Below are 22,453 nucleotides of genomic sequence, written 5' to 3'. Positions count from 1 at the left end.
CTCCCTCATTGGCCCCCGCGGGAAGCGCGCGTTGGGAACCTCACGGCGTCAGCGGCCTGGTCTGCCTTGCGCAACGCGTGGATCGGAACATTGGCCTGGCGGAGCAGCTGGTAGAGATTGGCCTGGACGCCTGAACCCTCGCAGAGCACTGCCTCGACCGGCTTCAAATCAAGGATCTTGCGATTGCGGGTAAAGGCGGTCTTCCGCCCGGTTCCATATAGGCCATAGCGCACGACGGGCACTTCAACGCCGGTGCGAGCAGCCCAGGCCGCAGCAATCTGGTCCACGCCGCGACGCTGCCCGGTCGTAACCAAAGTCATATGGGAAACCCGCGCGTGGATGGCGTCGAGACGCGACCATATCGCCTGCCAGTCGTGCCAGTCGGCAGGACCGGTGACAACCACGATCGGCCCCTGTGGCAGGTGCCGTTCTCGCTGTTCCAGCTGTCGGGCACGTAGGAAGTCGACCGCAGCGATCTGGCTGGCGCTTGATGCAGAAGAGGCTCGCGTGCCTTTAGCCGGCGACCAAGGCCAGCCTGACTGCGCCCGGTACATTTCCGCGGCATAGTCGCGCATGCATTCAATGGCCTGCCGCTGCTCGGCGACCGACTGACACTGAAGCTGCTTTTCTTCGAGCGAGCGGGCATAGATCTCGCTACCTTCAGGGTCTCGCGCCAGTTCCCCCAATTCCCTTGCATAGCTGTCCTCGCGCTTTTCGAGTTTCCCGGCGAGAAAGTGGAAGCTGTTGACGAAACCCCATGCGATATCGGGTGCCAATGGCTCCAGACGAGTACCGGTGAAGAGGTCGAAGATCGCAGCGATGATCCCGCCGCATTCGGCCTGGGCCGCGATTGGCTCCGGCATCTCATGCTCCGCGGGCGCGTCTCCGGGCTCGGCGATTGTAAGCGGCATTGGGTCGCCAAAGGCCGCCTGATACTCCGGCGTCGCGACCATTTGTGCGTAGAGGGTGGGCAAGTCAGCAAATCGATCGATGCTGTGGCGCAGGGCAGTAGCCATGATGCGCATCCTTTCCAAAATCGGCAGACAAAAAGAAAGGCCGGAGGAGGCTGTGCTCCCCCGACCCATGACGCACAAAGACCTCAGTGAGGCACTTCGTCGTCGAAATCACTTCCGCCCATGTAGCTGCCATCCATGCCGGCGGTGCTCGCACCGAACCCGCCCATGGCTTCGCCGCCCATCGCCGGACGTTCCGAACGCTGGCCGCCGCCAAAGCCACTCAGCGCATCCCGACGGCGCCATGCGACCCGATAGCCTTCAGCGTCGCTGCCGAAGAGAGCGATCGGCAGCGGTTCGGCCAGGCTAGGATCGTCGAGCGATCCCTGGAGGAAGCATTCGCCGGTTTTGTTGGCGGTCGCCTCCCACAGCGCACCGATCTGTACCCAGCGCTGCCCGACATTAAGCGCGACGATCTCGAAGACCGGCGCGCGCTCATTGGTGCTTTCGACAGGCCGGAGCCCCAGGCGCGGCAAGTCGATCGAACGGGTCGCGATATGTCCGATAAGACGACCGTTCACGGGCTTGATTTCACCGATATTCATAACCTCAACTCCTTGGAAAAGCCGCTCTCGACCATCCGAAAGCGACACTCTCCAAGATCCTTCTCCCCTCTCACACGCGGCGCGTTCGTCCAGCCCGACCGCCGTTCCCGGAGGAGCCCTCCTCGCCCCGACCGCCAGCCCGGCCGTCGCCTCAAAGAGCCAGACAGATTCCGCACGCCCCTCGCCATTCTGATTGACTGGCCAGAAAATTGCCGCCGATCTGGCGGCGATTGCAGGTGCGCAGGCACAGTGCGCCCGATATCCTCCAATCTGGAGGCATCACTGTGGATCATCCCCCAAAACGCGAATTGCCCGACGAGCTTGCAGAGGTTCGAGATACGCTGGTCAGGTGCCTCGAAGTCTCGACCGATACGATATGAGCGCCTGATCGGCGCGCCCTCAACTATGGAACAATGGTATATGATGACCGGCCGTGGCCCAGACGGCGAGAAACTTGAAGGTGCGGATCAGCATTGACCTGCGCACAGGTTTCTTCTCCAGGAGGAACATACGCCGCGCGGTGGTCAATGGGCAAATGCACCATGCTCCCAACTAACGGCTTCAAACCCGGGATCGGAGCCACTAAAGCAAACGCCTCTCAATCTATAAGGATGCGACATGAACAATAGCGATCTGGCCGAAGCCCTTGCCGGCGAACATGGCCTGACCAAGGCGGATGCCCGCAAGTACGTCGATGCCGTCTTCGCGCAGATCACCGGAGCCGCTGCCAAGGGCGAGGAAGTCTCGCTGAACGGCTTCGGCAAGTTCAAGGTCAAGGACAGCCCGGCGCGCGAAGGTCGCAATCCTTCGACTGGCGCGACCATTCAGATTGCCGCGTCGAAGAAGCTCACCTTCACGCCCGCCAAGGCGGTGAAGGATCAGCTCAACGGCTGATGTTCCTGGAGGTTCCGCAGGAAAGCTTTCCTCGCGTTGGGATTAAAAGACGGCTTCCTCGCAGAACCACAGTTTCGGGACAAAGCGACCATTCCTTACGGCCCAACTGCATGACAGATTTCGGTGCATAACCCGCCGTCGGTTAGCGGCCCATAATCGTTCGTCTCGACGTTCTCCTGATCGACCCGAAAGCAATCGCTTGAACGGCCATCGGTCAAGGCGCCCGCAATAGAGCTGCGCGACTGCTTCCACGATGCGGCTGAAGGTAGCCCTGAAGGTTTTCAGTGCGATCCTCGTGCGGGGATGATAGTCACCCGGCATGACCCTACATTCGACGGAAATCCCAGGCAAATCAATGGATGAAGGTTGGTCTGAAACTGAACGCGTAGCTTCACTCGAAAGCTACGGAATCCTGGATACCCCGCAAGAAGCCGACTTTGATGATATCGTCAGGCTCGCGGCTGAAACCTTTACAGCGCCGATTGCCGTCGTCAATTTGGTCGCGAGTGATCGCCAGTGGTTCAAGGCCGAAGTCGGCGTAGGCGTGCGCGAACTGCCTCTCGATGTATCGATCTGCGCCCACGCCATTTTGCAGAATGATTTTCTCGTCGTGCCTGACACGCTTGAGGATCCTCGCTTCGCGTGCAACCCCTTGGTGACGGCGGAGGGCGGCCTGCGCTTTTATGCGGGCGCAATCCTGCGGGACAAAATGGGGTTGCCGATCGGCACGATCTGCGTGCTGGACCGTGCGCCGCGCCCTGATGGTATCACATCCTACCAACGCCACGTGCTTGAGGTTTTGGCGCGGCAGGTCATGGCCCAACTGGAACTTCGTAAAGCCCTTCAGGCCCAAGCTTCACGGGCTGAGGAATTACGCCTCGAGGTCGAACAGCGTGCTCGCGTTGAGAAGGCATTGAGAGCCATACGGGAGCGTTATCGCCTCGTGAGCCGGGCGACGAACGATGCCATCTGGGACTGGGATTTCGCCACCAATCACGTCACATGGAACCAGGCTCTGGAAGCGACACACGGCCATAGGCTCGCCGATATCGAGCCAACGGGAGAGTGGTGGATCGAGCATATTCATCCCGACGACCGCGATCGTGTCCATCACAGCATTCATGTTGCCATCGATGGTGAGGCCGAAAGTTGGTCGGACGAGTATCGTTTCCGCCGCTTCGACGGCAGCTATGCCGCTATTCTCGACCGTGGACACATCATCCGCGATCCGGAAGGCAAAGCGGTCCGGATGATCGGTGCCATGCTCGATCTGACGGAGCAGCAGCGCACCCGCGCCGAACTGATGTTGAATGAGGAGCGGCTGCGGCTCGCCACGCAGGCTGCTGAGGTGGGTTTCTGGGACGTGGATGTCGTGCATGACATTCTCATCTGGCCGCCCATCGTCAAAGCCATGTTCGGGATTTCAGCCGATGCGCCGGTGTCCATGGCGGATTATTACGCAGGTTTGCACCCTGATGATCTAGATACGACGGTGAAGGCCTATGCCCGATCCGCTGATCCAAGCCAACGCGCGGTTTACGATGTTGAGTACCGCACCATCGGCAAGGAAGATGGGTACGAACGTTGGGTAGCAGCCAAGGGCAGAGGCATTTTCAGCGAGGATGGTCAGTGTCTGCGCGTCATCGGCACCGCTATAGACGTCACCGAGCGCAAACGGGCGGAAGTGCGGGTTCTGGAGCTGAACGAGCATCTGGAACGGCGCGTAGCGCAAGCGATTGCCGAGCGCGAGCAGGTCGAGGAAGCTCTGCGGCAATCCCAGAAGATGGAGGCGGTCGGCCAATTGACTGGCGGAATCGCGCACGACTTCAACAATATGCTTGCCGTCATCGTTGGGTCACTCGATCTCCTTTGCCGCCGCCTTGGCGACGACGACGCGCGCGCGAAGCGATATGTCGACGCAGCACTGGAAGGTGCAGGACGCGCCGCCACTCTAACCCAGCGGCTCTTGGCTTTCTCACGCCAGCAGCCGCTCAATCCCGAGGTGTTGGATGCCAACAAGCTTCTCCCTGGTATGTCTGAACTACTCACCCATTCTTTGGGAGCAGATGTGCGCTTGGAAACCGTCCTTGCTGCTGGACTGTGGCGCACGCATGCCGACCGCAATCAGCTTGAAAATGTCGTTCTCAATCTCGCCGTGAACGCGCGCGATGCGATGCCCGAAGGGGGGCGACTGACGATCGAGACGCAGAATGCGCACTTCGACGAACGCTATTCGGCAGCGCATCTTGGTGTTCCGCCCGGGCATTATATCCTGATCGCCATTTCCGATACCGGCTGCGGTATGCCGCCGGAGATTATTGCCAAAGCCTTTGATCCCTTCTTCACGACCAAAGAGGTCGGTAAGGGCACAGGGCTCGGGCTCAGTCAGGTCTATGGGTTCGTCAAGCAGTCGGGTGGCCACGTCAAAATCTATTCGGAACTGGGTCAGGGGACGACCGTCAAAATCTACCTCCCGCGCTTCATAGGCGACGAGCTCGAGGCCGAACCGCTTTCACCCACTGACCTTCCATTGGGCGAGGAACAGGAGGTCATCCTCGTAGTCGAGGACGAAGCGGCGGTGCGCCAATTCAGCGTCGATGCGTTGACCGAACTTGGTTATCACGTGCTCGAAGCTGATGGCGCTGTGGCGGCGCTACAGCTCATCGACGCGCATCCGGAAATCACGCTGCTCTTCACAGACATTGTCATGCCGGACATCAACGGCCGTAAATTGGCAGACGAAGCCCAACGCCGGCGACCCGAACTCAAGGTTCTTTACACTTCGGGCTACACCCGCAACGCGGTTGTGCATAATGGCGTGATCGATCCGGGTGTGGAATTGATCGGCAAGCCTTTCACCATCGAACAGCTCGCCACCAAGGTCAGGAACGTTCTGGAATCCTGATTGCAGAGACATCAGCGCCGGTGCGACCGCCCAGGCCGGCAATTCGTAAGCGGCGGCGGCCCGCTGTCGGGGGCGGGCTAGCGAAATAAGATGCCCCGCTCGGCGATATCATTGCGGATAGTGACGGCGGCGACCCCGGCCTCGCCCATTGCATGGCTGATCTGATCGAGACCTTTGGCAACATCTCCCGCCGCGTAAAGGCCAGGAATGGAGGTACGCTGATGATCGTCCACGATGAGACACCCATCGCCGGTGCCTTCCGCGCCGATCGCCGTCGCCAGCTCGGACCGGATAACCGAGCCCAGCGCTGGGTAGACGCTATCGAATTCAAGCTCGCCGCGCGGCGTCGGTACAACAATCTTATCATCTTCGGTCCGCAGCGGTGCGCAGGGGCCATCGATCAGTACTACACCTGCCATAGCGAGCCGATGCTTCTCGTCATCTGAGAGGTCGTGCTCCCCATCGGTAGCGATCAGCGTCACATCGCGCGTATACATCCGCAGGAAAATTGCTTCCTTGAAGCCGTGGGTACGGGTGCCCAAAACACCAACCCGCTTATCGGTGACCTCGTACCCGTCACATATCGGGCAATAGCGAAGCAGTCCGCGGCGTACCGCTACATCGTGGATGTCCGGTGCGATCTGGGGGCGATTGTTGACTACGCCAGTGCAGAGCAGGACAGTGCGCGCAGACCATTCACGGCCCTGTGCACGAGCGACAAAACCCCCTTCGGTCCTCTCCAGTCTCTCGATCAAACCTTCGGCTACAACCGCCCCAAATTCTGCAGCCTGATCCCGCATCAACCCAAGAAGTTCGGTGCCAGCTATCCCGCCTGGGTATCCCGCATGATTGTGCGTCCGCGGGATCATGGCCGCTCTGCTATGCCCCGCATCGACGATCGCGATCGAAAAATGAAAACGCGCGAGATAAATGGCGGCCGTTAGCCCTGCGGGTCCTGCGCCGATAACAAGACAGTCAAGCGGCTCTTTCATTGGGTGCGCAGACGGCGATGCGGCATGCCGGTCCCCTGTTCAAGACAACCTTGCTGGAACTCGTGGCCCTGGCACGGGTTGCAAAAACAGGTAGCTGTGAAAAGGAAGCGCAACATGGCAGATGATAAATCTCAGCGCGGAGGCTCCGACCGCCGCACTGTCGCCGGCGGCGAGGACTATGAGGTCGACTATTTCGCCCGAAAGCATGGTCTAACTGCCGAGCAGGCCCAGGATCTCATCGACCGATTTGGCAATGACCGCGCGACGCTGGACGCTGAGGCGGCAAAGCTCACTAAGGAATGAGCCTAATGGGGTCGGCCAAGGCCGACCCCGATTTCATGGCAGGTTTCTATGGGTTCCCAAGACAAGCAGGCCGCAGCCACTTCGCCCAAAGCTGGTGACCGTCCGGCCTTGTTGATCCTGGATATGGTCAATTGCTTTGATTTTGAGGGGGCCGAGGCCCTGGAGCCCGGGGCTCTCGAAGCGGCACGGCGAATAGCTCGGCTACGTCAGGAGTTTCGCGCGCACAGTTGGCCAGTCGTATACGTCAACGATAATTTTGGCGAATGGCTTTCAGAACCTTATGAGCTGGTAGCACGCGCGCTCGAAAAGGATAATCCGGTCACGGAAATGTTGAAGCCGGGACACGGCGACTTCTTCATCATCAAGCCGCAATTTTCCGGTTTCTACGCGACCAACCTGCCTGCTGCTACCACAGCTAGGCGTCAGCAAGCTGGTGCTGAGTGGAATCGCGACCGACATCTGCGTCCTGTTCACCGCAGGTGATGCCCATATGCGTGAATACGACCTGTGGGTGCCTCAAGATGCCGTGGCTGCCGAGAGCGATGAACGGGGCCGATGGGCCCTGGAGATCATAGCCCAGAGCATGGGAGCCGAAACGGCTGCTACGTCGCAGAAATCCCTCGGCGAATGGCTTGCTGACCTGACGCAGTAGCGGAGGTTCTTTCGAACCCAATTGTTTCTCGCGCGTTTCCATTCAAAGCAAATCGGCGAGAGGCATCGGCATGCGGCTGCTTAAAGATAACGGACTTACGATCGCCCTTCTGGCGCTTTTTGCCGTTTGCATTGCCGGGCAATATATCGCGGGCTGGTATGTCGAGCTGGAGGATGCCCGGCGCCATGCCCAGCCTGGCCTGACGCTCTTCGCCTATGCGGCAAGTCCGCAATTCCTTTCTTCGGTGTTCGAGAATTGGGAGAGCGAGTTCCTGCAGATGGCAGCCTATGTCGTGCTTACGGCTTTCCTGATACAGCGCCGATCGGCGGAATCGAAGGACCCGGATGCTCCCCCTCGCGATAATGATCTGGACCGGAAAGCCCAGGAACACGGCGCACCGTCGATCCTGCGCAAAGGTCCGCTTTGGCGCGCGATATACGCTCGCTCCCTGGGCTTGGCTTTGATCCTGCTGTTTGTTGCGTCATTCACGCTTCACTGGATCAACAGCGCGCATGCCTCAGCGCAAGAGGCCCTGGAGCATGGGGAAACACCTAAGACCGTGCTTGCATATCTTGGCGATGCGCAGCTTTGGTTTGAATCGTTCCAGAACTGGCAGAGCGAATTTCTCTCGACTGCGGTGCTGGTGGTCCTTTCCATATTCCTGCGCCAGCGAGAATCTCCGGAATCAAAGCCGGTGGCAGCGCCGAACGCGCAGACTGGAGAATAAACGGCCCGAACGAGGCACGGGGTGACAACAGTTACGAACAACGGAGCCCCGACATGGATACCGGCTGACGGCGCTTCTTTCCCTTAATGAAAGGGAACGCGGTGCCCTCTCGAGATTTAGAAGCTTCTTGATCGGAGCGGATATGGCACGGGCGACGATGGCGAAGGCAACCTCTGCAGAAGAGCGGCTCGCGAGATATCGTGAAAAGCGGGATTTTACGCGTACTGCGGAGCCTTCTGGTGCCTCCGAGCCGACCTCAGGTAATGGCTTCGTTGTGCAGAAGCATGCCGCGACCCGCCTGCATTATGACTTCCGCCTCGAGCTGGACGGCACGCTGGTCAGCTGGGCAGTGACCCGAGGGCCAAGCGCCAACCCCGACGACAAGCGATTGGCTGTCCGCACCGAAGACCACCCGCTCGACTATGCCCGGTTCGAGGGGACCATTCCCAAGGGGGAGTATGGCGGCGGCACCGTGATGCTTTGGGACAACGGCACCTGGGATCCAGTCCCGGGCAAGGATCCCACCAAAACCCTGGCCGAAGGTCATCTGCATTTTACGCTGCATGGCCGCCGCATGAAGGGCGAGTGGATCATGTTTCGCCTCAAGCCGCGAGGAAAGGAGAAGGGCGAAAACTGGATCCTGCGTAAGGTCGAGGACGAGTTTGCCGGTGGCTCGGACGACCTCATTGGCATCCATCTCACGAGCGTCGACAGCGGACGCACCATGGAAGAAATCGCCGCAGGCGAGCCGATCCGGAGACAGGGCGGCAAGGCTAAAGCTCCGGCTACGACGCCGAAATCATCGACCGCTGCAGCCCGAAAGGGCAAGAACAAGGGCAAACTCCCGCCATTCCAGCCTGTCCAGCTTGCGGCTCTCGTCGATCACGTGCCACCTGGCGATCGCTGGCTGCATGAGTTGAAATATGACGGCTATCGAACGCTCATCGCCGTCGGTGGCGGGGAAGGACGGGCCTATACCCGGTCGGGTCTGGACTGGTCGGATCGGTTCGCAGATATTATCACAGAGGCTGCACAGCTTGACGTTGGAAGCGCGCTGATCGACGGTGAGGCGGTGGTGACGCTGCCTGATGGCCGGACCAGTTTTCAGGCGTTGCAAGCCGCTCTGAAGGATAACCCTGGGACCATCGACTATTTCGCGTTCGACCTGCTGGAATTGAACGGCGAGGATCTCACCAGCTTGCCGCTGATCGAGCGTAAGGAGAAGCTGGCGAGCATTCTTGAGGGCCACAAGGGTCGGCTGCGCTATTCAGATCATATCGTCGGCAACGGTGAAAAGCTGCTGACCAGCTTTTGCGAGGCGGGGCTGGAAGGGGTCATATCGAAACGCGTCGACGCTCGATATAGCGGCTCGCGGAGCGGTAGCTGGGTCAAGACCAAGTGCATCCGTCGGCAGGAGTTCGTGATTGTAGGCTGGACGCCTTCCGACAAGCAGCGAGGGTTCCGCTCGCTTCTTTTGGGCGTAAACGAGGATGGAAAGCTGCGCTACGCCGGCAAGGTCGGCACGGGATTTACCGGCGATGAGATAGAGCGTCTTCTAGAAATCATGGCACCTCTCGCGCGCAAGGAGCCGACGGTTCAGGCTCCGCGGTCTGCTGTGCGCGGTGCCCACTGGATCGAAGCGAAACTGGTTGCCGAGATTGCCTACCTAGAGTTTACCGATGAGGGGCTGCTGCGCCATCCCAGCTACCTTGGGCTTCGAGAGGACAAGAAACCCGAAGCGGTCGTGATCGAGAAGGAGGCCCCGGTGGCGGTTGCAACGGCGGCGCCCGCGAGCACGGTGAAGGTGAGCAACCGAGACCGGGTGATCTTTCCGGAGGGCAAGCTCACCAAGGGTCAGCTGGCAGACTATTACGAAGTGGTCGCACCGATCATGCTGCCCTGGGCGGGGAGCAGGCCCATCAGTCTCGTGCGTTGCCCGCAAGGCCGCGCGAAGAAGTGTTTCTTTCAGAAGCATGATGCGGGCAGCTTCGGCGATGACGTCAAGCACATCGGCATTCGCGAAAAGGACGGGCATGAAGAGGCCTATCTCTTTATCGACGCGCCGGCAGGTCTGCTGACCTGTGTGCAGATGGGTACGATCGAGTTCCATGGCTGGGGCGCGCGGATCGAGGACGTCGAAAAAGCCGACAGGCTGGTTTTCGATCTCGACCCCGATGAGGGCCTTGGCTTCAAGGAAGTGGTCTCGGCTGCCTTCAACATGCGGGACTTGCTGGGTGAGATGGGACTTACGACGTTCCCGATGGTGACGGGCGGAAAAGGGGTTCACGTGATCGCCCCGCTCACCCCGTCAGCCGAATGGCGGGTGGTGAAGGATTTTGCCCATCGGTTCGCGCAAGCCGTGGAGCAAGCGCAGCCGGATCGCTACACCGCCGCTTTGTCAAAATCCCGGCGGACCGGCCGCATTTTCATAGACTACCTGCGCAACCAGCGCGGCGCGACGGCTGTCATGCCCTATAGCGCCCGCAGTCGTGAGTTTGCGCCGATCGCCGTTCCTCTGACATGGGACGAACTGCATGATCTCGACAAGCCTTCGCACTGGCACATCGGAGACGGAGCCGAAATGCTGAAGCGCGCGTCGTCAAAGAACCTCGCGCACTGGGGACGGGCCGACCAACTGTTGCCCGATTTGTAAGAGTGCCCTCCTCACCTCGGGCTCGGTTCAGACAAGAAAAAAAGGCCAGCGGGGCCGGCCTTGAAGTTTGGAGAGGATGCCTGAAAGGCAGAGGTATACTGCATGTGCGAACATATTGTGCAAGTGCGAATTACGTTGGTGCGCAAACGGTCATGTTCCACACGATAAAGGCATGCAGCCACGGCCTAGCTTGAGCTGAAACAAATTCGGTTCAGGAAATGGGCGCTCACAACATAAAGTCAAAAAAGTCCTGCGCCATCCTGACGGTGGCTTTGCGTGGTGCTATCAGCACGACCGGGCCTCTTGGCCATGACGCGCTGATGAGGTTAATTCGTGACGCAGACCCTTCCCCGCTTTTCAACCGGGATCCCTGGCCTAGATACCGTTTTTGGCGGCGGTTTCGTCGAGGGGGCCTCCTATATCGTGCAAGGTCAGCCGGGCGCCGGCAAGACAATCCTTGGCAATCAGATCGCCTTCGCGACGGCTGCCGCCGGCAAGAAGGTACTGTATGTCACGCTCCTTGCCGAAACGCATGATCGGCTATTCCAATCGCTGTCGACATTGAGCTTCTTCGAAAAGGATCGGCTCGGTAGCAACATCGTCTATGTCAGCGTTTTCCAGACCCTCGCCAAAGAAGGGCTTGGCGCCGTTGTCGATTTGTTGCGCAAGGAGACCAAGCGCCAAAACGCCTCGCTGATCGTCTTTGATGGCCTGCTTAATGCCCGTGACCGCGCGGAGACGGACCTCGACGTGAAGACGTTCGTGGCAGAAGTGCAGAGCCAAGCGGCGTTTGTTGGTTGCACCGTCCTGTTCCTGACCAGCGCCGGGATCCATGACGATAGCCCTGAACACACAATGGTGGATGGCGTGCTCGAACTGCATGACGAGCTTGTCGGCGTCCGGACCGTACGGCGCCTGCGTGCCCGCAAATCGCGGGGCAGTTCTGCTCTAGGGGGGTATCATCAGTACGAAATAGGCAATAACGGTATTTCCGTGTTCCCGCGGATCGAGGCCGCGTTTCACACCCCGTCCGCGACCGACAATCCTGACCCGAAGCCCTTACGCTCGGGGATTGAGGGCTTCGACGAAATTACCGGTGGCGGACTTCCGCAAGGGTCGATCACGTTGCTCATCGGACCTTCAGGGTGCGGTAAGACGTCTTTTGGGCTGAATTTCCTTTCGGCCTCCTCGCGAGAGGAACCCGGCCTGCATTTCGGCTTCTACGAATCTCCCGAACGTCTGTTGCTCAAGGCGAACGCGCTAGGCCTCGACCTCAAGGGAAGTGTCGAAAGAAAAGAGGTCGATATCTTGTGGCAGCCGCTGACCGAAAATCTGATCGACAAGATGGCCCATCGCCTCCTCGACGCCGTTTCGGCGCGGGGCGTGAAGCGGCTGTTCATTGATTCTCTCGGCGGATTCGAGCGCGCAGCCGTTCATCCACCCCGCCTTGTGGAATTCTTTGCGGCTCTAACGAACGAATTGCGGGCCATGGGCGTTACCGCTGTTGGCACGTGGGAATTGCGTGACCTCTTCGCGTCCGGGGTTGCAGCGCCAGGACCGGAGATTTCCAGTCTGCTCGATAACCTCATAATGATGCGCCAAGTCGAAATCCGGTCCGAGTATAGGCGCGTTCTGTCCGTGCTGAAGATCCGTGACCAGTCATTTCAGGCCGCTCCACAGGAGGTCTACATCGACGGACACGGGCTCGCTATCCGAGGCCAGTTTGAACAGGCCACCGGGATTTCGACCGGGTTAGCCAAGCCTCTTGAAGCGTGAAGGCTGTCACGGTCCAACCCCCACGGTGGAGTTCTCCATGAAAATAGTCGTGGCAGAGGACGAGTTCCTGATCGCCGACTTGCTTGTGGTCTGTTTGGAAGAGGCCGGCTACGAGGTGCACGATGCCCCGCACGGTGCCGGTGCGTTGACGCTGGTTCGTAGCCTGGAGCCCGATCTGGTCATCACCGATTTCATGATGCCGTTGATGACCGGTCTTGAACTGGCCGAAGCGATGAAGGCGGACACTGCCCTGCAAGGCATCCCCATCATCTTGGTCAGCGGCGCGCAGGGTGGCATAGCGCGGTCGCGTACCGATCTCTTTGACCTGGTTTTTGACAAGCCCTATGCAATGGACCGTTTGCTCACTGCTGTCGCTGACCTGGGCAGGGAAAAAGGACAGCGGTGATGGCTTTGGAAGTCGTTACGGATATGGATGGGGAAAAGGGTACTTATCAACGAGGCGCGCTGAGCGCTGCCGAGCGTCTGGCAGCCATCATTGAATCTTCCGATGACGCCATCATCGGCAAGACGCTCGATGGCATCATCACGGACTGGAATGCCGGCGCCGAGCGGATTTTCGGCTATTCTTCCAGCGAGATTGTAGGTGCGTCGATCCTGACCCTGATCCCGGAGGATCGCAGGTCTGAAGAAGACGAGATCATCGCGCGCCTCAAAAAGGGGGAACGGGTCGAGCATTTCGAAACATTGCGGCAGCGCAAGGACGGGTCACTAATCCATATTTCCCTTACCGCGTCTCCGATCAAAGCGGCTGACGGTCAGGTAATCGGCGCTTCCAAAATTGCGCGCGACATAACTGCGCGTAAACAGACCGAGACGTTGCTCAGGCAACAATCCGAACGTCTCCAGACTCTCTACCGCGTCGCCAGCGAAATCTCGCGCGATCTTGATCTTGAGCGGATCGTGCAGTCGGTCACCGACATTGGCACCGAACTGAGCGGCGCTAAATTCGGCGCGTTCTTCTATAATGTCACGGATGCCGCCGGGGAATCCTACCAGCTTTATACGCTTTCCGGCGCTGCACGAGAGGCTTTCAATTTTGGAATGCCTCGAAATACGGCGGTTTTCGAACCGACTTTTGCAGGCGAAGGCGTAATCCGGTCTGACGATATCCGCAAAGATCCGCGCTACGGGCACAGCGCCCCGCACTACGGCATGCCGGCGGGGCACCTGCCCGTGGTCAGCTATCTCGCGGTGCCTGTGACGTCAGTGTCGGGCGAAGTGCTCGGCGGCCTGTTTTTTGCCCATGACGAGCCGGGCAAATTCACGGCTGAGGCGGAAAATCTCGTTTCAGCTATCGCTGCTCAAACTGCGGTCGCGATGGACAATGCGCGCCTGCATAAGGCGGCGCAGCAGGAAATCGAGCAAAGAAAGCGTGCGGAAGAATCCAAGGAACTGCTTCTTCATGAACTGAAGCACCGGGTCAAAAATACACTTGCAACGATCCAGGCGATGGCCATGCAAACATTTCGCCAAGCCCCTCGCGCGGAAATCGATACTTTCGACGCCCGTCTTTTTGCGCTGTCTGAAGCTCATGATCTGCTTACGCAGCGGGATTGGGATGTAGTCGATGTCATGCATATCGTTCAGCGTGCCATTGCGCCTTTTGAGGCCCAAGCTGCCAGACGCTTCGAGATCAAGGGTCCGGAGGTACAAATCTCTGGCGAGCGTGCGCTACAGCTTGCCATGGTCCTTCATGAATTAGCGACGAATGCAGTCAAATATGGTGCTCTTTCCAATCTCACCGGCACGGTGACGATTGCTTGGGAGCGTCAAAATGGCGACAATGTCGATTTTCTGAAACTTCGATGGGTCGAGACAGGCGGGCCCGAGGTTTCTTCACCAGACCGAAAAGGTTTTGGCTCCCGAATGATTTCTCGCGCGCTTCGTGGCGAGGGTTGCGGGGCCGAGTTCGATTTTCGCCCCGAAGGCTTATGCGTCCAACTTGGGTTTACTCTTCCCTGACGTGCCTGTCATTCGCAGTATGGGTGCGTTGCACCGCAACGCACCCATCGTAGATAGCCGCAGGCTTCACCTGGATCGCTTCAGGGTCGGGTGTCCATATATCGTGCATATTCCTCGCTGTAGCGCGCCGTGACGAGCGCCAACTCTTCGGAAGAAGCCGACTCTGCCAGTTTGGTGAACCAGGTGCCTTCCTCGGAATAGACGTGGTGGGCAACTGCGCCTTCAATGTGCTCAAGCTTGTCCATATAATCCTGGCTCATGGGATCGACACGCTCCAGCAGGCCCATTTCCATTTTGGCGGCCGACTGTTCCTGATACGCCAATTCAGCATGGCCAACCTGATGATCAGCAGCGAGAGCCGGGTATACAGCCGCTTCTTCCGCAATGGAGTGGGCGGTCAGCAATAGTCCAAGTTTTTTCTGCTCGGCACGTCGGGACGCCGGATCATTTGCCGCTTTGACCGCCGCAAACTGTGTCTCGATCTCCCGATGGTGGGTCAAAATTTGCGATAGCCAGTCGCCTGGCTGGGCGGCTTTCTCAGCTTTCGCTCGGGCCTTGGCACGCGCTTCTTCACTTTCGGGCGGTGTGATGGCCGCTATGGCCTTGTCGATGATGGACATAGTTTTCTCCGTTCAAGGGCGTGCATCCTGATCGCGACGTATCAGGCGACGGGAGCTCCAAGCTCGACCTCGACGGGACCGAGAGTCCGAGTGGTCGGTGTGGGCAGACCATCGGCTTCGAACTGGGCTTGTAGTTCGGCCTTGCGCTCAGCCATCTGAGCGCCGAGTGCATCCAGATCCACGTCAGCCGCGCGCGCCTGCGCAAACATGCCCTCTTTGGGCATCTCCTCTTCATGGACGTGATGTTTGATTTCTTCGGACAAAACCGTCACCTTGGCATCCCAGAAGTCCTCGCCAGGCTGTCCGGCCATGATCTGACTGATCAGCAGCTTGGCGCCATCATGCTCGACATGCGCTTCGTCATACATGTCGTCTTCGATCTTGCCTTTGAGAGCCGGATAGAAGATTTCTTCCTCGATGATTGTGTGAATGATCAGCTCGGTGCAAATCTGCTTCGCAAGCGTCGCCTGCTTGGTCGGAGCTTTGGCGCTCTCGAATTTCTCGAACAGCTCCTCAACAGTACGGTGATCCGCCTTGAGCAAGGCGATCGCATCTTGCGCTTTCTTGGTCATGGTTTTTCCTTCGCTGTAATCGGTCGGCAGAGTTTGCCTGCCTTCCGCAATAACCTGCGATTTTGGCTTTCGCTCCTGTTGCGGATCACTCTCAGAATCATGACGCTACAAAAAGGCCTAATCGTTGCTGGCATCGATGTTGGCATCCATGCGGCGACCACGCGGGCGACGCGCTCGATCGCCGAGGTATTTGCCGTATCGTGGGTCATTACCTTTCTACCCTGCGATTGGCTCCGTCGTCGCGCGACAACACGGTGGCGAATGCCGTGCCAGGGCAGCCGTCGCCACGGTTAGCGTTTCTCAACAGGCGGCTTCATACGATGAAATCGTGTAGTCTCATAGACTCATTACTTCGGTTTAGTCGATCGTAAGAGTTTCCGGTCTGACGGGATCTTTGCTGAGAGGCGCTGTTCGTGCCGGCTCTCACCTCAACCTGATGTTGATCATTCACAGCCCGGCCCGGCTAGCCGGCGATTGGAGCCATCGACCTGTTCACAGGAGCGAGCCGGTTCTGGTCGATGGACGCGAGCACGTTCAGGCCGGGCCGTCCGAGCGGAAAGCCTAGCGTTGAGACCTGGCGCGATGCCCGGTCAACGTGTCGAAACCGGCTTGCCAGAGTCGCGCTGCCGACTCAGGCGAGAAGTCAAATGTCTTGAGGCTGACCTCGTCGCTCTGATCGGCATATGCAAGGTACAAGAGGGTGACCGAGGCGCTGTCCCCTTGCTTTGAGCGCTGCGCGAAAAGCGCTTGCCATGCCGCGATCGCCCTGCGGCACTGTGTCGCAAACATGAGGTCCTGCGCGCGGGTGAATATCTCGCCGAGGGTTTTCGGGCGCTGGGCAAGCAACGGCAGGAGGTCGATGGCAATGCACAGCAGCGGCTTGTCCTGCGGCTGCGCCATCACCGAGTCCAGCGGCAGGTTGATGGAAATTCCGGCGTCACCAAGCAGCCGTCCGCCGATCTCGACCGGCGGATAAACCGGGAGCAACGCGGCACTGGCTCGGATATGCTCGGGCGTTATCGCAGTGGCCGCGCTGTCGAACACCACATCCTCACCGGTCTCAATGTCGACCGCCGTCGCGAAAAAACGCGTGTCGCCCAGGTTGATACGATCGAAATCGACGAGCTGGCGGAGCGTCGCCTCGAGCGGAAGCGCGTCGTAGAGGCTCGATGGCTCGGGATCGCTGGAGGGGTTGAGCCACAGTCCATACAGCGCACGCGGGCTGAACAATCTTGGCTGCCGGAAGGTAAGCGATGCAACGGCCGATTGCATGTGCCGAGGTTCTTCCAGCGGCTGTAGGTCGAAGGAAGAGCTGACGCTGGCGGGACGCCACAACATCTCGAGCGCGGCTTTGGTCCTGTCCGGCTGATTGCCGGCGATGATCGCGCCATTGACCGCGCCAACCGACGCACCAGCGACCCAGTCCGGCGGCAGGCCATGATCTTTGAGCGCGCACCATGCGCCGGCTTGGAAGGCGCCGAGTGCATTACCGCCGCTCAGCACGAGCGCGAGGCAATGCTCGGAGAATGGGAAAGTCATGTTCATCTGAACGCCAACGCCCGACCGTCCCGATAGTCAAGGCGAGCACGTCAGGTCTTCCATAAAACTGACTGATCCATGTGAATGGCAGGAACGGCGGCATCCGCCCGCGGTTGACTCGGGATGGCGCCCTCCTCACTGCTCAAACCCGGCTGGCGGGAATCTCGCCGAACTGGTGATGGCGTTGACCTGCACGTTGTCGAAGCCGGACAGGACGGCGCGCCGCTCGTGGTTCTGCTCCACGGTTTTCCGGAATTCTGGTGGGCTTGGCGCAACCAGATCTCGCCGCTCGCCGACGCTGGCTACCATGTGATCGTCCCGGACCTGCGGGGCTATAATTCGAGCGACGCGCCAGATGGCGTCGAGCATTACCGGCTTGATCTCCTCGTCGCCGATGTCCTCACCTTGGCTAACGGCTACGGCGCGGAACGCTTCGAAATCGTCGGGCATGATTTGGGAGCGCTCATCACTTGGTGGGTGGCGGTATATCATTCTGAGCGTCTCGCTCATGCCGTGATGATGGATGGGCCACACGCCGATGTCTGGCGCAGGCAGATGCTGAAACATCCCACGCAAGCGCTGCGCAGCTCGTATGTCGCTGCATTTCAGATCCCCAGGGTTCCGGAGGCGATGCTGGGGGCGCTCGACTTCGCGGCTCTGCGCGCGATCATGCAGGGAAGTGCGCATAGCGACACGTTCGAGCCCGGGGCTCTCGATCACTATGCCGAGGCTTGGCGACGCGGCTCGTTGGCAGCCATGCTGAACTACTATCGGGCTTTGCGTCACCGAAAGAAAAGCGAAACCCCGCGCATCCGTGTTCCAAGCCTGATCGTTTGGGGAAGCGAGGACTGCTTCCTTGAACGGCATGTCATGGAGGCCGGACTCGATCTCTGCGCCGACGGCCACTTCATCGCAATCGACGGCGCGACGCACTGGCTTCATCTCGAGCAGCCTGACCGAGTCAATTTCGAAATTGTGAGTTTTTTCGGCCGCTAGCAGTCACCTCGTCTTTATGCCCGAGCGTTCTACATGGTCTCCACCAATGTCGCCATCCCTGGCACCTCGGGCATCGAGCTCTTGCAGAAGTTCTCACCTGCACCGATGATATGCCGCAGCCTTGCAAAGGCAGCTTCTTCGCCGCCGCGGACACCCAGACTATAACCGTGGGCGTATAGTCCGAACGCAATTGCGGCCATGTCCGGAGATGCGTCTCCGGGAATGAGGTCGAGGAAATTCTCCTCTTCGGCGTCAGCTCCAGCATGCAGGAGTGAGCATCGAGACGAGTCAACGCGACGAGCGCAGGCCAGTTGAGTTCAGCAAGATGCGCGTTGAAGCGATGTACATATGCCGCATCTGGTATCAAACTAGGCATGATCATCTCCTCCACTGGGAAGGCGGCCCACGCGATTCGCCGATGATCGCCGTGCCACAGCTTCGATCCATTCGGCGCGAGCGTCCTCGACAGTGTGGGTGAGCGCGTGATCGACGCAGAACAGGTGGAACATACTATCGAAGGCTAATTCCGGATAGGACAGCGCGTCGGCCAAGGCGGCGGTGAAGCGATCGAAGGGTGTGAGATCACCCGCCGGTACCCATCGAGCCAGATCATCGCTCTCCGCGTTGCAAAGGTCGCAGAACGTGCAGTCGTAGACGCCGGAGATCGCCCAGGCCTGCCGCTGGACGTCCCATCTTGCGCTGGCGTCGCACGCGAGCATGTCGCAACCGCAGTCCCTGCAGACAGGTTTGAGGCCGCCGGTGGGCGATGTCGGATCGGGTTCGTCGGGAAAGCTCGGAACGAAACTGAAGCTGTAGGCGAGATCCGGGATCCGCAGGTCGAAATAGGTCGAGGCCTCAGCTGCGAGATAAGCAGCGGTCCAGACGTCCGCTCCGTCCTCGATATGAAAAGAAATGGTGCCGGAGTCGAAGAGGTCGCCCCCACTGAAAAAGTCGACATCAATCCGATAGGCGCGCGTCGTGGTGGTCATGTGAGCCATGACAAATCTCCTTGAATTTTGGTCGGATGGTGCAGGCTCGCTCAGCGCGCGCGTTCGAGCAGCTTGCGGGCCTTGCCTTCGAGTTCCAGGCGTCCGTCCTGATGCGGGCGGCTGCGTGCGAGGGCGGTGATACCCTGAACGAAATCATAAACCGAAGCCGGAGGATGCCCCTCTTCAGCCAGGACCGTCGCAATCACCTTGGCAGTCTCGGCCTTGGAAAAGCCTTCCTTGCGCAGGAAGCTTTCCCGGTCCCCGTCCTTGCGCGCGACGATGGCTGAGCGCGCCGCCGATATCCCGTCGATAAACGAGCGAGGCGAACTCTCGGCGAAGTGCGCGAGCGCTGGCGCCGCCTCATGGGCGAAGCGGTTCGCCGCGAACTTGGAGTGCCGAATATTCACTTCCTGGAAGTTTTCGACGCCCCACAAATTGCGGTTCTGACAGACCGCACGGAGGTAGAAAGTGGCTATCCCCAGTGACTTGGAGCCGACCTCTGAGTTCCAGCAATAAAATCCGCGAAAATAGAGATCCGGCTCGCCATTGGGCAATCGGCCGGCCTCGATCGGGTTGAGATCGTCGACCAGGAATAGGAACACATCCCTGTCCGAAGCATAAAGGGTGGTCGTGTCGCTCGTCACATCGACACAGGGGTTGTAGGTCATCGAACCCCAATCGAGCACGCCCGGCACCTTCCACCTTGTGTCGCCCGTGCCATTGCCCGCGATTTTCATCACTGCGGCGACCAGCTCATGATCCCAGATGCGACCATAGTCCGGTCCAGTGACCGCCCGCAGCTCAGCGCGACCCTCGTGCGTCTGAAGCAGTTTCACATGCTCGGCCGGATGGCGGATGAGGCCATGCTGGAGGTTGATGCCGGCGAGCGCGCCCGGAAGTTGCCGCAGATAGGAGGCCGGGGCGCCCACCAGACTGCACAGCTGCCCGAACGACCAGTTGGTAGGCGCAACTGGCGCGCTGTCACCGGGAACAACGAGCGAAAGTCGCTCGGGCTCGTCGCTACGGGCTTCGACACGTACCGTCCGGCTCTCGATGATCCGCGTCGTCGCCCGCTCGGCGCGCGAGCGCACACTGGCATAGAGATCGTCCAGCGAGAGGTAACGCTCATCCTGGGGGCGATTAAACCATTCGGACGAGACGCGAGAAATATTGGTCCCGCGGGATATATCGACGCGATAGGGCTGCGCCTGCTGGCGCGGGGCAGGAGATAGTGCGTTCATGGAAGCCTCCGGAGGTAGGAGAGTTGGCGATCCCGCGCAGCTTCCAGCCGCGCTTCGCCGCCGCCCTTCCCCACCCCCCCTTTCCTTCTGCTCGCCTGACTGGTCATCGCGCCCTCAGGCGGCCTTCGCGCCGGCAAGCCGTCTCCATTGCTCCCCCGTGCGCATGATCTGGTCGAGGATGGCCTCGGCACGGTCAGTGGGCACAAACAGCCTCGTCTTGTAATTGATGATCTCAGTGAAACAGCCGATCGACTTCAGCCAATCCCGTCGTGCGGCAGGGAAATCGCGAATTTCGAGCCGTCGCGCATCGTTCACATGGACCTGCATCAGTCGTGCAGTATCCATGCCGACGATCGGAACCCCTTGCCGCCCTCTGGCGCCAGAGATCATCTCCGCTGGGCTCAGCACAGTGGACGTGTCTACACCGAACGCACGGGCGAGTTTCTCTAGTCCGTAGGGCGAAATGATGCGTCCGAGCAGCGAGTTGCCTTCCGCGTCAGTAACCCGCCAGACCCGCATATCGTCATCAGGAAGGCGGTCCCAGACCGGAAGCAGGAGGCCGGTTGCCATACTGATCGTTTCAACGTCGAGCTTCGATCGGGTTTCTTCAACCTCTATGTCCCAGAGGCGTTCGAACTCCTCCTTTTCTACAGGAGACCAGAGGCTCTCCTGAAGGACGGTATCGCGGATGCGGTCGCGGCCTGTTGGCCGAACGAGCTGCCACATGGTGATCGGGTTGCCGTCATTGTCCATGCTGCTCCAGCTTGGCACCTGGAGTGCAACGCGCCCCGACCGGCCGTTGCGCAGCCGAATGACTTCGACACCGCCATAGTCAAGTTCCAGCTGGGCGAGGCTGAGGGCACGCTTGCGAAAATGCAGTTCAATGCGGCTGAGCCGAGTCTCGGCGCCCGTCACAGGATCACGCCGCAGGACCTGCTCGTCGAGGAGAGCCATGCGCTCTGCCTGCATGGTTTCGACGCCGACATCGAGCGTCCCGGCCTCCCGGGCCGCATCGATGCGCGCCTGGATCAGGGCCATATATTCTTCGAAGATCGCATTCTGGGTCTTTATCCGCAGAGCCAGCAGGCGATTGAGCCATCGCTGGATAGGCGGGAGATCATCGAGCAGACCGCCGCTTTCCTTGTCCAGGAGACGCAGGCCCGTCATGTCGATGAAGGCGGCAAGGGTAGTGCTTGTGAGCTTGCCACGGTAGAGAAGATGGTACCACTGGATGAGCGCATCGCGGGCATAATCGCTTTCGAGATTGTCCGAGGGGTCGAACATATTCTGTCCGCCTGTCTGTCGCTGTCCACGGGTCAGCGCCCCCAGGCTGTCGAGCCGCCGCGCAATGGTGCTGATGAAGCGACGCTCGCCCCGGCAATCCGTGGTCACTGGCCTGAAGACGGGCGCACTGGCCTGATTGGTGCGGTTGGAGCGACCAAGACCCTGAATGGCGTTTGCCGCGCGCCATCCAGGCTCCAGCAGGAAATGTATCCGCCGACGCCCGGCTGATTTGCAGTTGCGGTCGGCATGGTAGCTCCGGCCCGTGCCGCCGGCGTCGGAGAATACCAGTATCTGCTTGGCCCCGGACATGAAGGCTTCAGCCTCAACGATGTTGCTTCGACCGCCCCGGCTTTCGACACGCTGGCGGCCATTTGCGTCGACAATGAGCCGCCGGGTTCGTCCGGTCACTTCCGCCACGGCGTCGGTGCCGAAATGCCGGATGATTTCATCGAGCGCCGAGCCAATTGGCGGCAGGGCACAAAGCGCCTCGATCATCTCGTCACGCATGGCGAGCGCCGCCTGGCAGAAGACCGGGTTGCCAGCCTCGTCGACCATCAGTTCGGAGCGTTCCGCATCGTCGCTCCCCTTGATGATCTGCATCATGCGGACCGGAAAGGCCGTCCTGAGGTAATCGATCATCGCTTCTTTGCAGTCGCAGTTTATGTCGAGCGTGGCGGCAGGAGGCGCAGGTTTCCTTCGGTTTTCCATGATTTCACTCCAGATAATTACGGTTCCCTCGACCTCAACAAGTCGAAGGAACCAACATGCG

General features: G+C 59.7%; 18 protein-coding genes and 1 pseudogene. 10 read left to right on the top strand and 9 right to left on the bottom strand.

What is annotated here, in order from left to right; genetic code table 11:
* Positions 1-5: 5 nt before the first annotated feature.
* Positions 6-1,016 carry a DUF2493 domain-containing protein gene (locus tag F4U94_RS19195; protein ID WP_197716435.1) on the bottom strand — a complete coding sequence of 337 codons (1,011 nt, stop codon included), beginning with the start codon at positions 1,014-1,016 and terminating at the stop codon, positions 6-8.
* 83 nt (positions 1,017-1,099) lie between these two features.
* Positions 1,100-1,558, bottom strand: coding sequence for a DUF736 domain-containing protein (locus F4U94_RS19190; protein ID WP_099232352.1), 459 nt, complete (start codon positions 1,556-1,558; stop codon positions 1,100-1,102).
* Positions 1,559-2,176: 618 nt separating this feature from the next.
* On the opposite strand from F4U94_RS19190, the gene F4U94_RS19180 reads away from it, so the two are divergent.
* Both F4U94_RS19180 and F4U94_RS19175 read left to right on the top strand, forming a co-directional pair.
* Positions 2,177-2,452 (top strand): HU family DNA-binding protein, encoded by a 276-nt coding sequence (locus tag F4U94_RS19180; RefSeq protein ID WP_120249892.1) that lies wholly within the window; start codon positions 2,177-2,179, stop codon positions 2,450-2,452.
* Between the two features lie 355 nt (positions 2,453-2,807).
* Positions 2,808-5,357, top strand: a complete 2,550-nt coding sequence (locus F4U94_RS19175; RefSeq protein WP_120249891.1) for a PAS domain-containing protein — start codon at positions 2,808-2,810, stop codon at positions 5,355-5,357.
* Between the two features lie 77 nt (positions 5,358-5,434).
* On the opposite strand, the gene F4U94_RS19170 is transcribed toward F4U94_RS19175, so the two are convergent.
* Positions 5,435-6,349, bottom strand: a complete 915-nt coding sequence (locus F4U94_RS19170) for an NAD(P)/FAD-dependent oxidoreductase (protein ID WP_120249890.1) — start codon at positions 6,347-6,349, stop codon at positions 5,435-5,437.
* A 114-nt stretch (positions 6,350-6,463) separates the two neighbouring features.
* Here F4U94_RS19170 and F4U94_RS19165 point away from each other — a divergent pair, with 114 nt between their 5' ends.
* The 7 genes and pseudogenes from F4U94_RS19165 (at position 6,464) to F4U94_RS19135 (ending at position 14,443) form a co-directional block, all read left to right on the top strand.
* The gene (locus F4U94_RS19165; protein WP_120249889.1) at positions 6,464-6,652 is read left to right on the top strand and encodes a DUF3606 domain-containing protein; all 189 of its coding nucleotides are present in this window, start codon (positions 6,464-6,466) and stop codon (positions 6,650-6,652) included.
* A gap of 48 nt (positions 6,653-6,700) precedes the next feature.
* Positions 6,701-7,304 (top strand): annotated as a pseudogene (locus F4U94_RS19160) (cysteine hydrolase family protein).
* Between the two features lie 70 nt (positions 7,305-7,374).
* Positions 7,375-8,031, top strand: a complete 657-nt coding sequence (locus tag F4U94_RS19155; protein ID WP_120249888.1) for a DUF6766 family protein — start codon at positions 7,375-7,377, stop codon at positions 8,029-8,031.
* A 157-nt stretch (positions 8,032-8,188) separates the two neighbouring features.
* Positions 8,189-10,684 carry a DNA ligase D gene (gene ligD, locus F4U94_RS19150; protein ID WP_346266172.1) on the top strand — a complete coding sequence of 832 codons (2,496 nt, stop codon included), beginning with the start codon at positions 8,189-8,191 and terminating at the stop codon, positions 10,682-10,684.
* 333 nt (positions 10,685-11,017) lie between these two features.
* Positions 11,018-12,460 carry an ATPase domain-containing protein gene (locus F4U94_RS19145; protein ID WP_197716434.1) on the top strand — a complete coding sequence of 481 codons (1,443 nt, stop codon included), beginning with the start codon at positions 11,018-11,020 and terminating at the stop codon, positions 12,458-12,460.
* Positions 12,461-12,497: 37 nt separating this feature from the next.
* Complete coding sequence (locus tag F4U94_RS19140; RefSeq protein WP_120249886.1) at positions 12,498-12,866, top strand: response regulator; 369 nt, start codon at positions 12,498-12,500, stop codon at positions 12,864-12,866.
* On the top strand, positions 12,866-14,443 hold the full coding sequence (locus F4U94_RS19135; protein ID WP_120249885.1) for a PAS domain-containing sensor histidine kinase: 1,578 nt from the start codon (positions 12,866-12,868) through the stop codon (positions 14,441-14,443). Before F4U94_RS19140 ends, F4U94_RS19135 begins: the two co-directional genes overlap by 1 nt.
* A gap of 80 nt (positions 14,444-14,523) precedes the next feature.
* On the opposite strand, the gene F4U94_RS19130 is transcribed toward F4U94_RS19135, so the two are convergent.
* The 3 genes from F4U94_RS19130 to F4U94_RS19120 all read right to left on the bottom strand — a co-directional run bounded on the left by F4U94_RS19130 (position 14,524) and on the right by F4U94_RS19120 (position 17,180).
* The gene (locus F4U94_RS19130) at positions 14,524-15,063 is read right to left on the bottom strand and encodes a hemerythrin domain-containing protein (RefSeq protein WP_120249884.1); all 540 of its coding nucleotides are present in this window, start codon (positions 15,061-15,063) and stop codon (positions 14,524-14,526) included.
* 41 nt (positions 15,064-15,104) lie between these two features.
* A complete protein-coding gene (locus F4U94_RS19125; protein ID WP_120249883.1) occupies positions 15,105-15,635 on the bottom strand; it encodes a hemerythrin domain-containing protein in 531 nt (176 codons plus the stop codon).
* Between the two features lie 561 nt (positions 15,636-16,196).
* Positions 16,197-17,180, bottom strand: a complete 984-nt coding sequence (locus F4U94_RS19120; RefSeq protein WP_120249882.1) for a patatin-like phospholipase family protein — start codon at positions 17,178-17,180, stop codon at positions 16,197-16,199.
* 117 nt (positions 17,181-17,297) lie between these two features.
* Here F4U94_RS19120 and F4U94_RS19115 point away from each other — a divergent pair, with 117 nt between their 5' ends.
* Positions 17,298-18,170, top strand: coding sequence for an alpha/beta fold hydrolase (locus F4U94_RS19115; protein ID WP_120249881.1), 873 nt, complete (start codon positions 17,298-17,300; stop codon positions 18,168-18,170).
* A gap of 368 nt (positions 18,171-18,538) precedes the next feature.
* Here F4U94_RS19115 and F4U94_RS19110 read toward each other — a convergent pair whose 3' ends face one another.
* The 3 genes from F4U94_RS19110 to F4U94_RS19100 all read right to left on the bottom strand — a co-directional run.
* Positions 18,539-19,168: a hypothetical protein gene (locus F4U94_RS19110; RefSeq protein ID WP_197716433.1), complete on the bottom strand. Its 630-nt coding sequence runs from the start codon at positions 19,166-19,168 to the stop codon at positions 18,539-18,541.
* Positions 19,169-19,209: 41 nt separating this feature from the next.
* A complete protein-coding gene (locus F4U94_RS19105; RefSeq protein ID WP_120249879.1) occupies positions 19,210-20,400 on the bottom strand; it encodes a DUF932 domain-containing protein in 1,191 nt (396 codons plus the stop codon).
* A 114-nt stretch (positions 20,401-20,514) separates the two neighbouring features.
* A partial coding sequence (locus F4U94_RS19100) for a strawberry notch C-terminal domain-containing protein (RefSeq protein WP_150412147.1) occupies positions 20,515-22,453 on the bottom strand: 1,939 nt, incomplete at its 5' end.

The organism is Sphingobium limneticum, from assembly GCF_008710155.1.
Classification (GTDB): Bacteria; Pseudomonadota; Alphaproteobacteria; order Sphingomonadales; family Sphingomonadaceae; genus Sphingobium; species Sphingobium limneticum.
The sequence above is the reverse complement of the archived record's forward strand: the minus strand, read 5'-3'. Positions and strand labels throughout refer to the sequence as shown.

What these genes read in the sequence shown, in the direction of transcription:
- F4U94_RS19195 (WP_197716435.1), bottom strand. Translation starts at nt 1,016, where the DNA reads ATGGCTACTGCCCTGCGCCACAGCATCGATCGATTTGCTGACTTGCCC.
- F4U94_RS19190 (WP_099232352.1), bottom strand. Translation starts at nt 1,558, where the DNA reads ATGAATATCGGTGAAATCAAGCCCGTGAACGGTCGTCTTATCGGACAT.
- F4U94_RS19180 (WP_120249892.1), top strand. Translation starts at nt 2,177, where the DNA reads ATGAACAATAGCGATCTGGCCGAAGCCCTTGCCGGCGAACATGGCCTG.
- F4U94_RS19175 (WP_120249891.1), top strand. Translation starts at nt 2,808, where the DNA reads ATGGATGAAGGTTGGTCTGAAACTGAACGCGTAGCTTCACTCGAAAGC.
- F4U94_RS19170 (WP_120249890.1), bottom strand. Translation starts at nt 6,349, where the DNA reads ATGAAAGAGCCGCTTGACTGTCTTGTTATCGGCGCAGGACCCGCAGGG.
- F4U94_RS19165 (WP_120249889.1), top strand. Translation starts at nt 6,464, where the DNA reads ATGGCAGATGATAAATCTCAGCGCGGAGGCTCCGACCGCCGCACTGTC.
- F4U94_RS19155 (WP_120249888.1), top strand. Translation starts at nt 7,375, where the DNA reads ATGCGGCTGCTTAAAGATAACGGACTTACGATCGCCCTTCTGGCGCTT.
- ligD (WP_346266172.1), top strand. Translation starts at nt 8,189, where the DNA reads ATGGCGAAGGCAACCTCTGCAGAAGAGCGGCTCGCGAGATATCGTGAA.
- F4U94_RS19140 (WP_120249886.1), top strand. Translation starts at nt 12,498, where the DNA reads ATGAAAATAGTCGTGGCAGAGGACGAGTTCCTGATCGCCGACTTGCTT.
- F4U94_RS19135 (WP_120249885.1), top strand. Translation starts at nt 12,866, where the DNA reads ATGGCTTTGGAAGTCGTTACGGATATGGATGGGGAAAAGGGTACTTAT.
- F4U94_RS19130 (WP_120249884.1), bottom strand. Translation starts at nt 15,063, where the DNA reads ATGTCCATCATCGACAAGGCCATAGCGGCCATCACACCGCCCGAAAGT.
- F4U94_RS19125 (WP_120249883.1), bottom strand. Translation starts at nt 15,635, where the DNA reads ATGACCAAGAAAGCGCAAGATGCGATCGCCTTGCTCAAGGCGGATCAC.
- F4U94_RS19120 (WP_120249882.1), bottom strand. Translation starts at nt 17,180, where the DNA reads ATGAACATGACTTTCCCATTCTCCGAGCATTGCCTCGCGCTCGTGCTG.
- F4U94_RS19115 (WP_120249881.1), top strand. Translation starts at nt 17,298, where the DNA reads ATGGCGCCCTCCTCACTGCTCAAACCCGGCTGGCGGGAATCTCGCCGA.
- F4U94_RS19110 (WP_197716433.1), bottom strand. Translation starts at nt 19,168, where the DNA reads ATGGCTCACATGACCACCACGACGCGCGCCTATCGGATTGATGTCGAC.
- F4U94_RS19105 (WP_120249879.1), bottom strand. Translation starts at nt 20,400, where the DNA reads ATGAACGCACTATCTCCTGCCCCGCGCCAGCAGGCGCAGCCCTATCGC.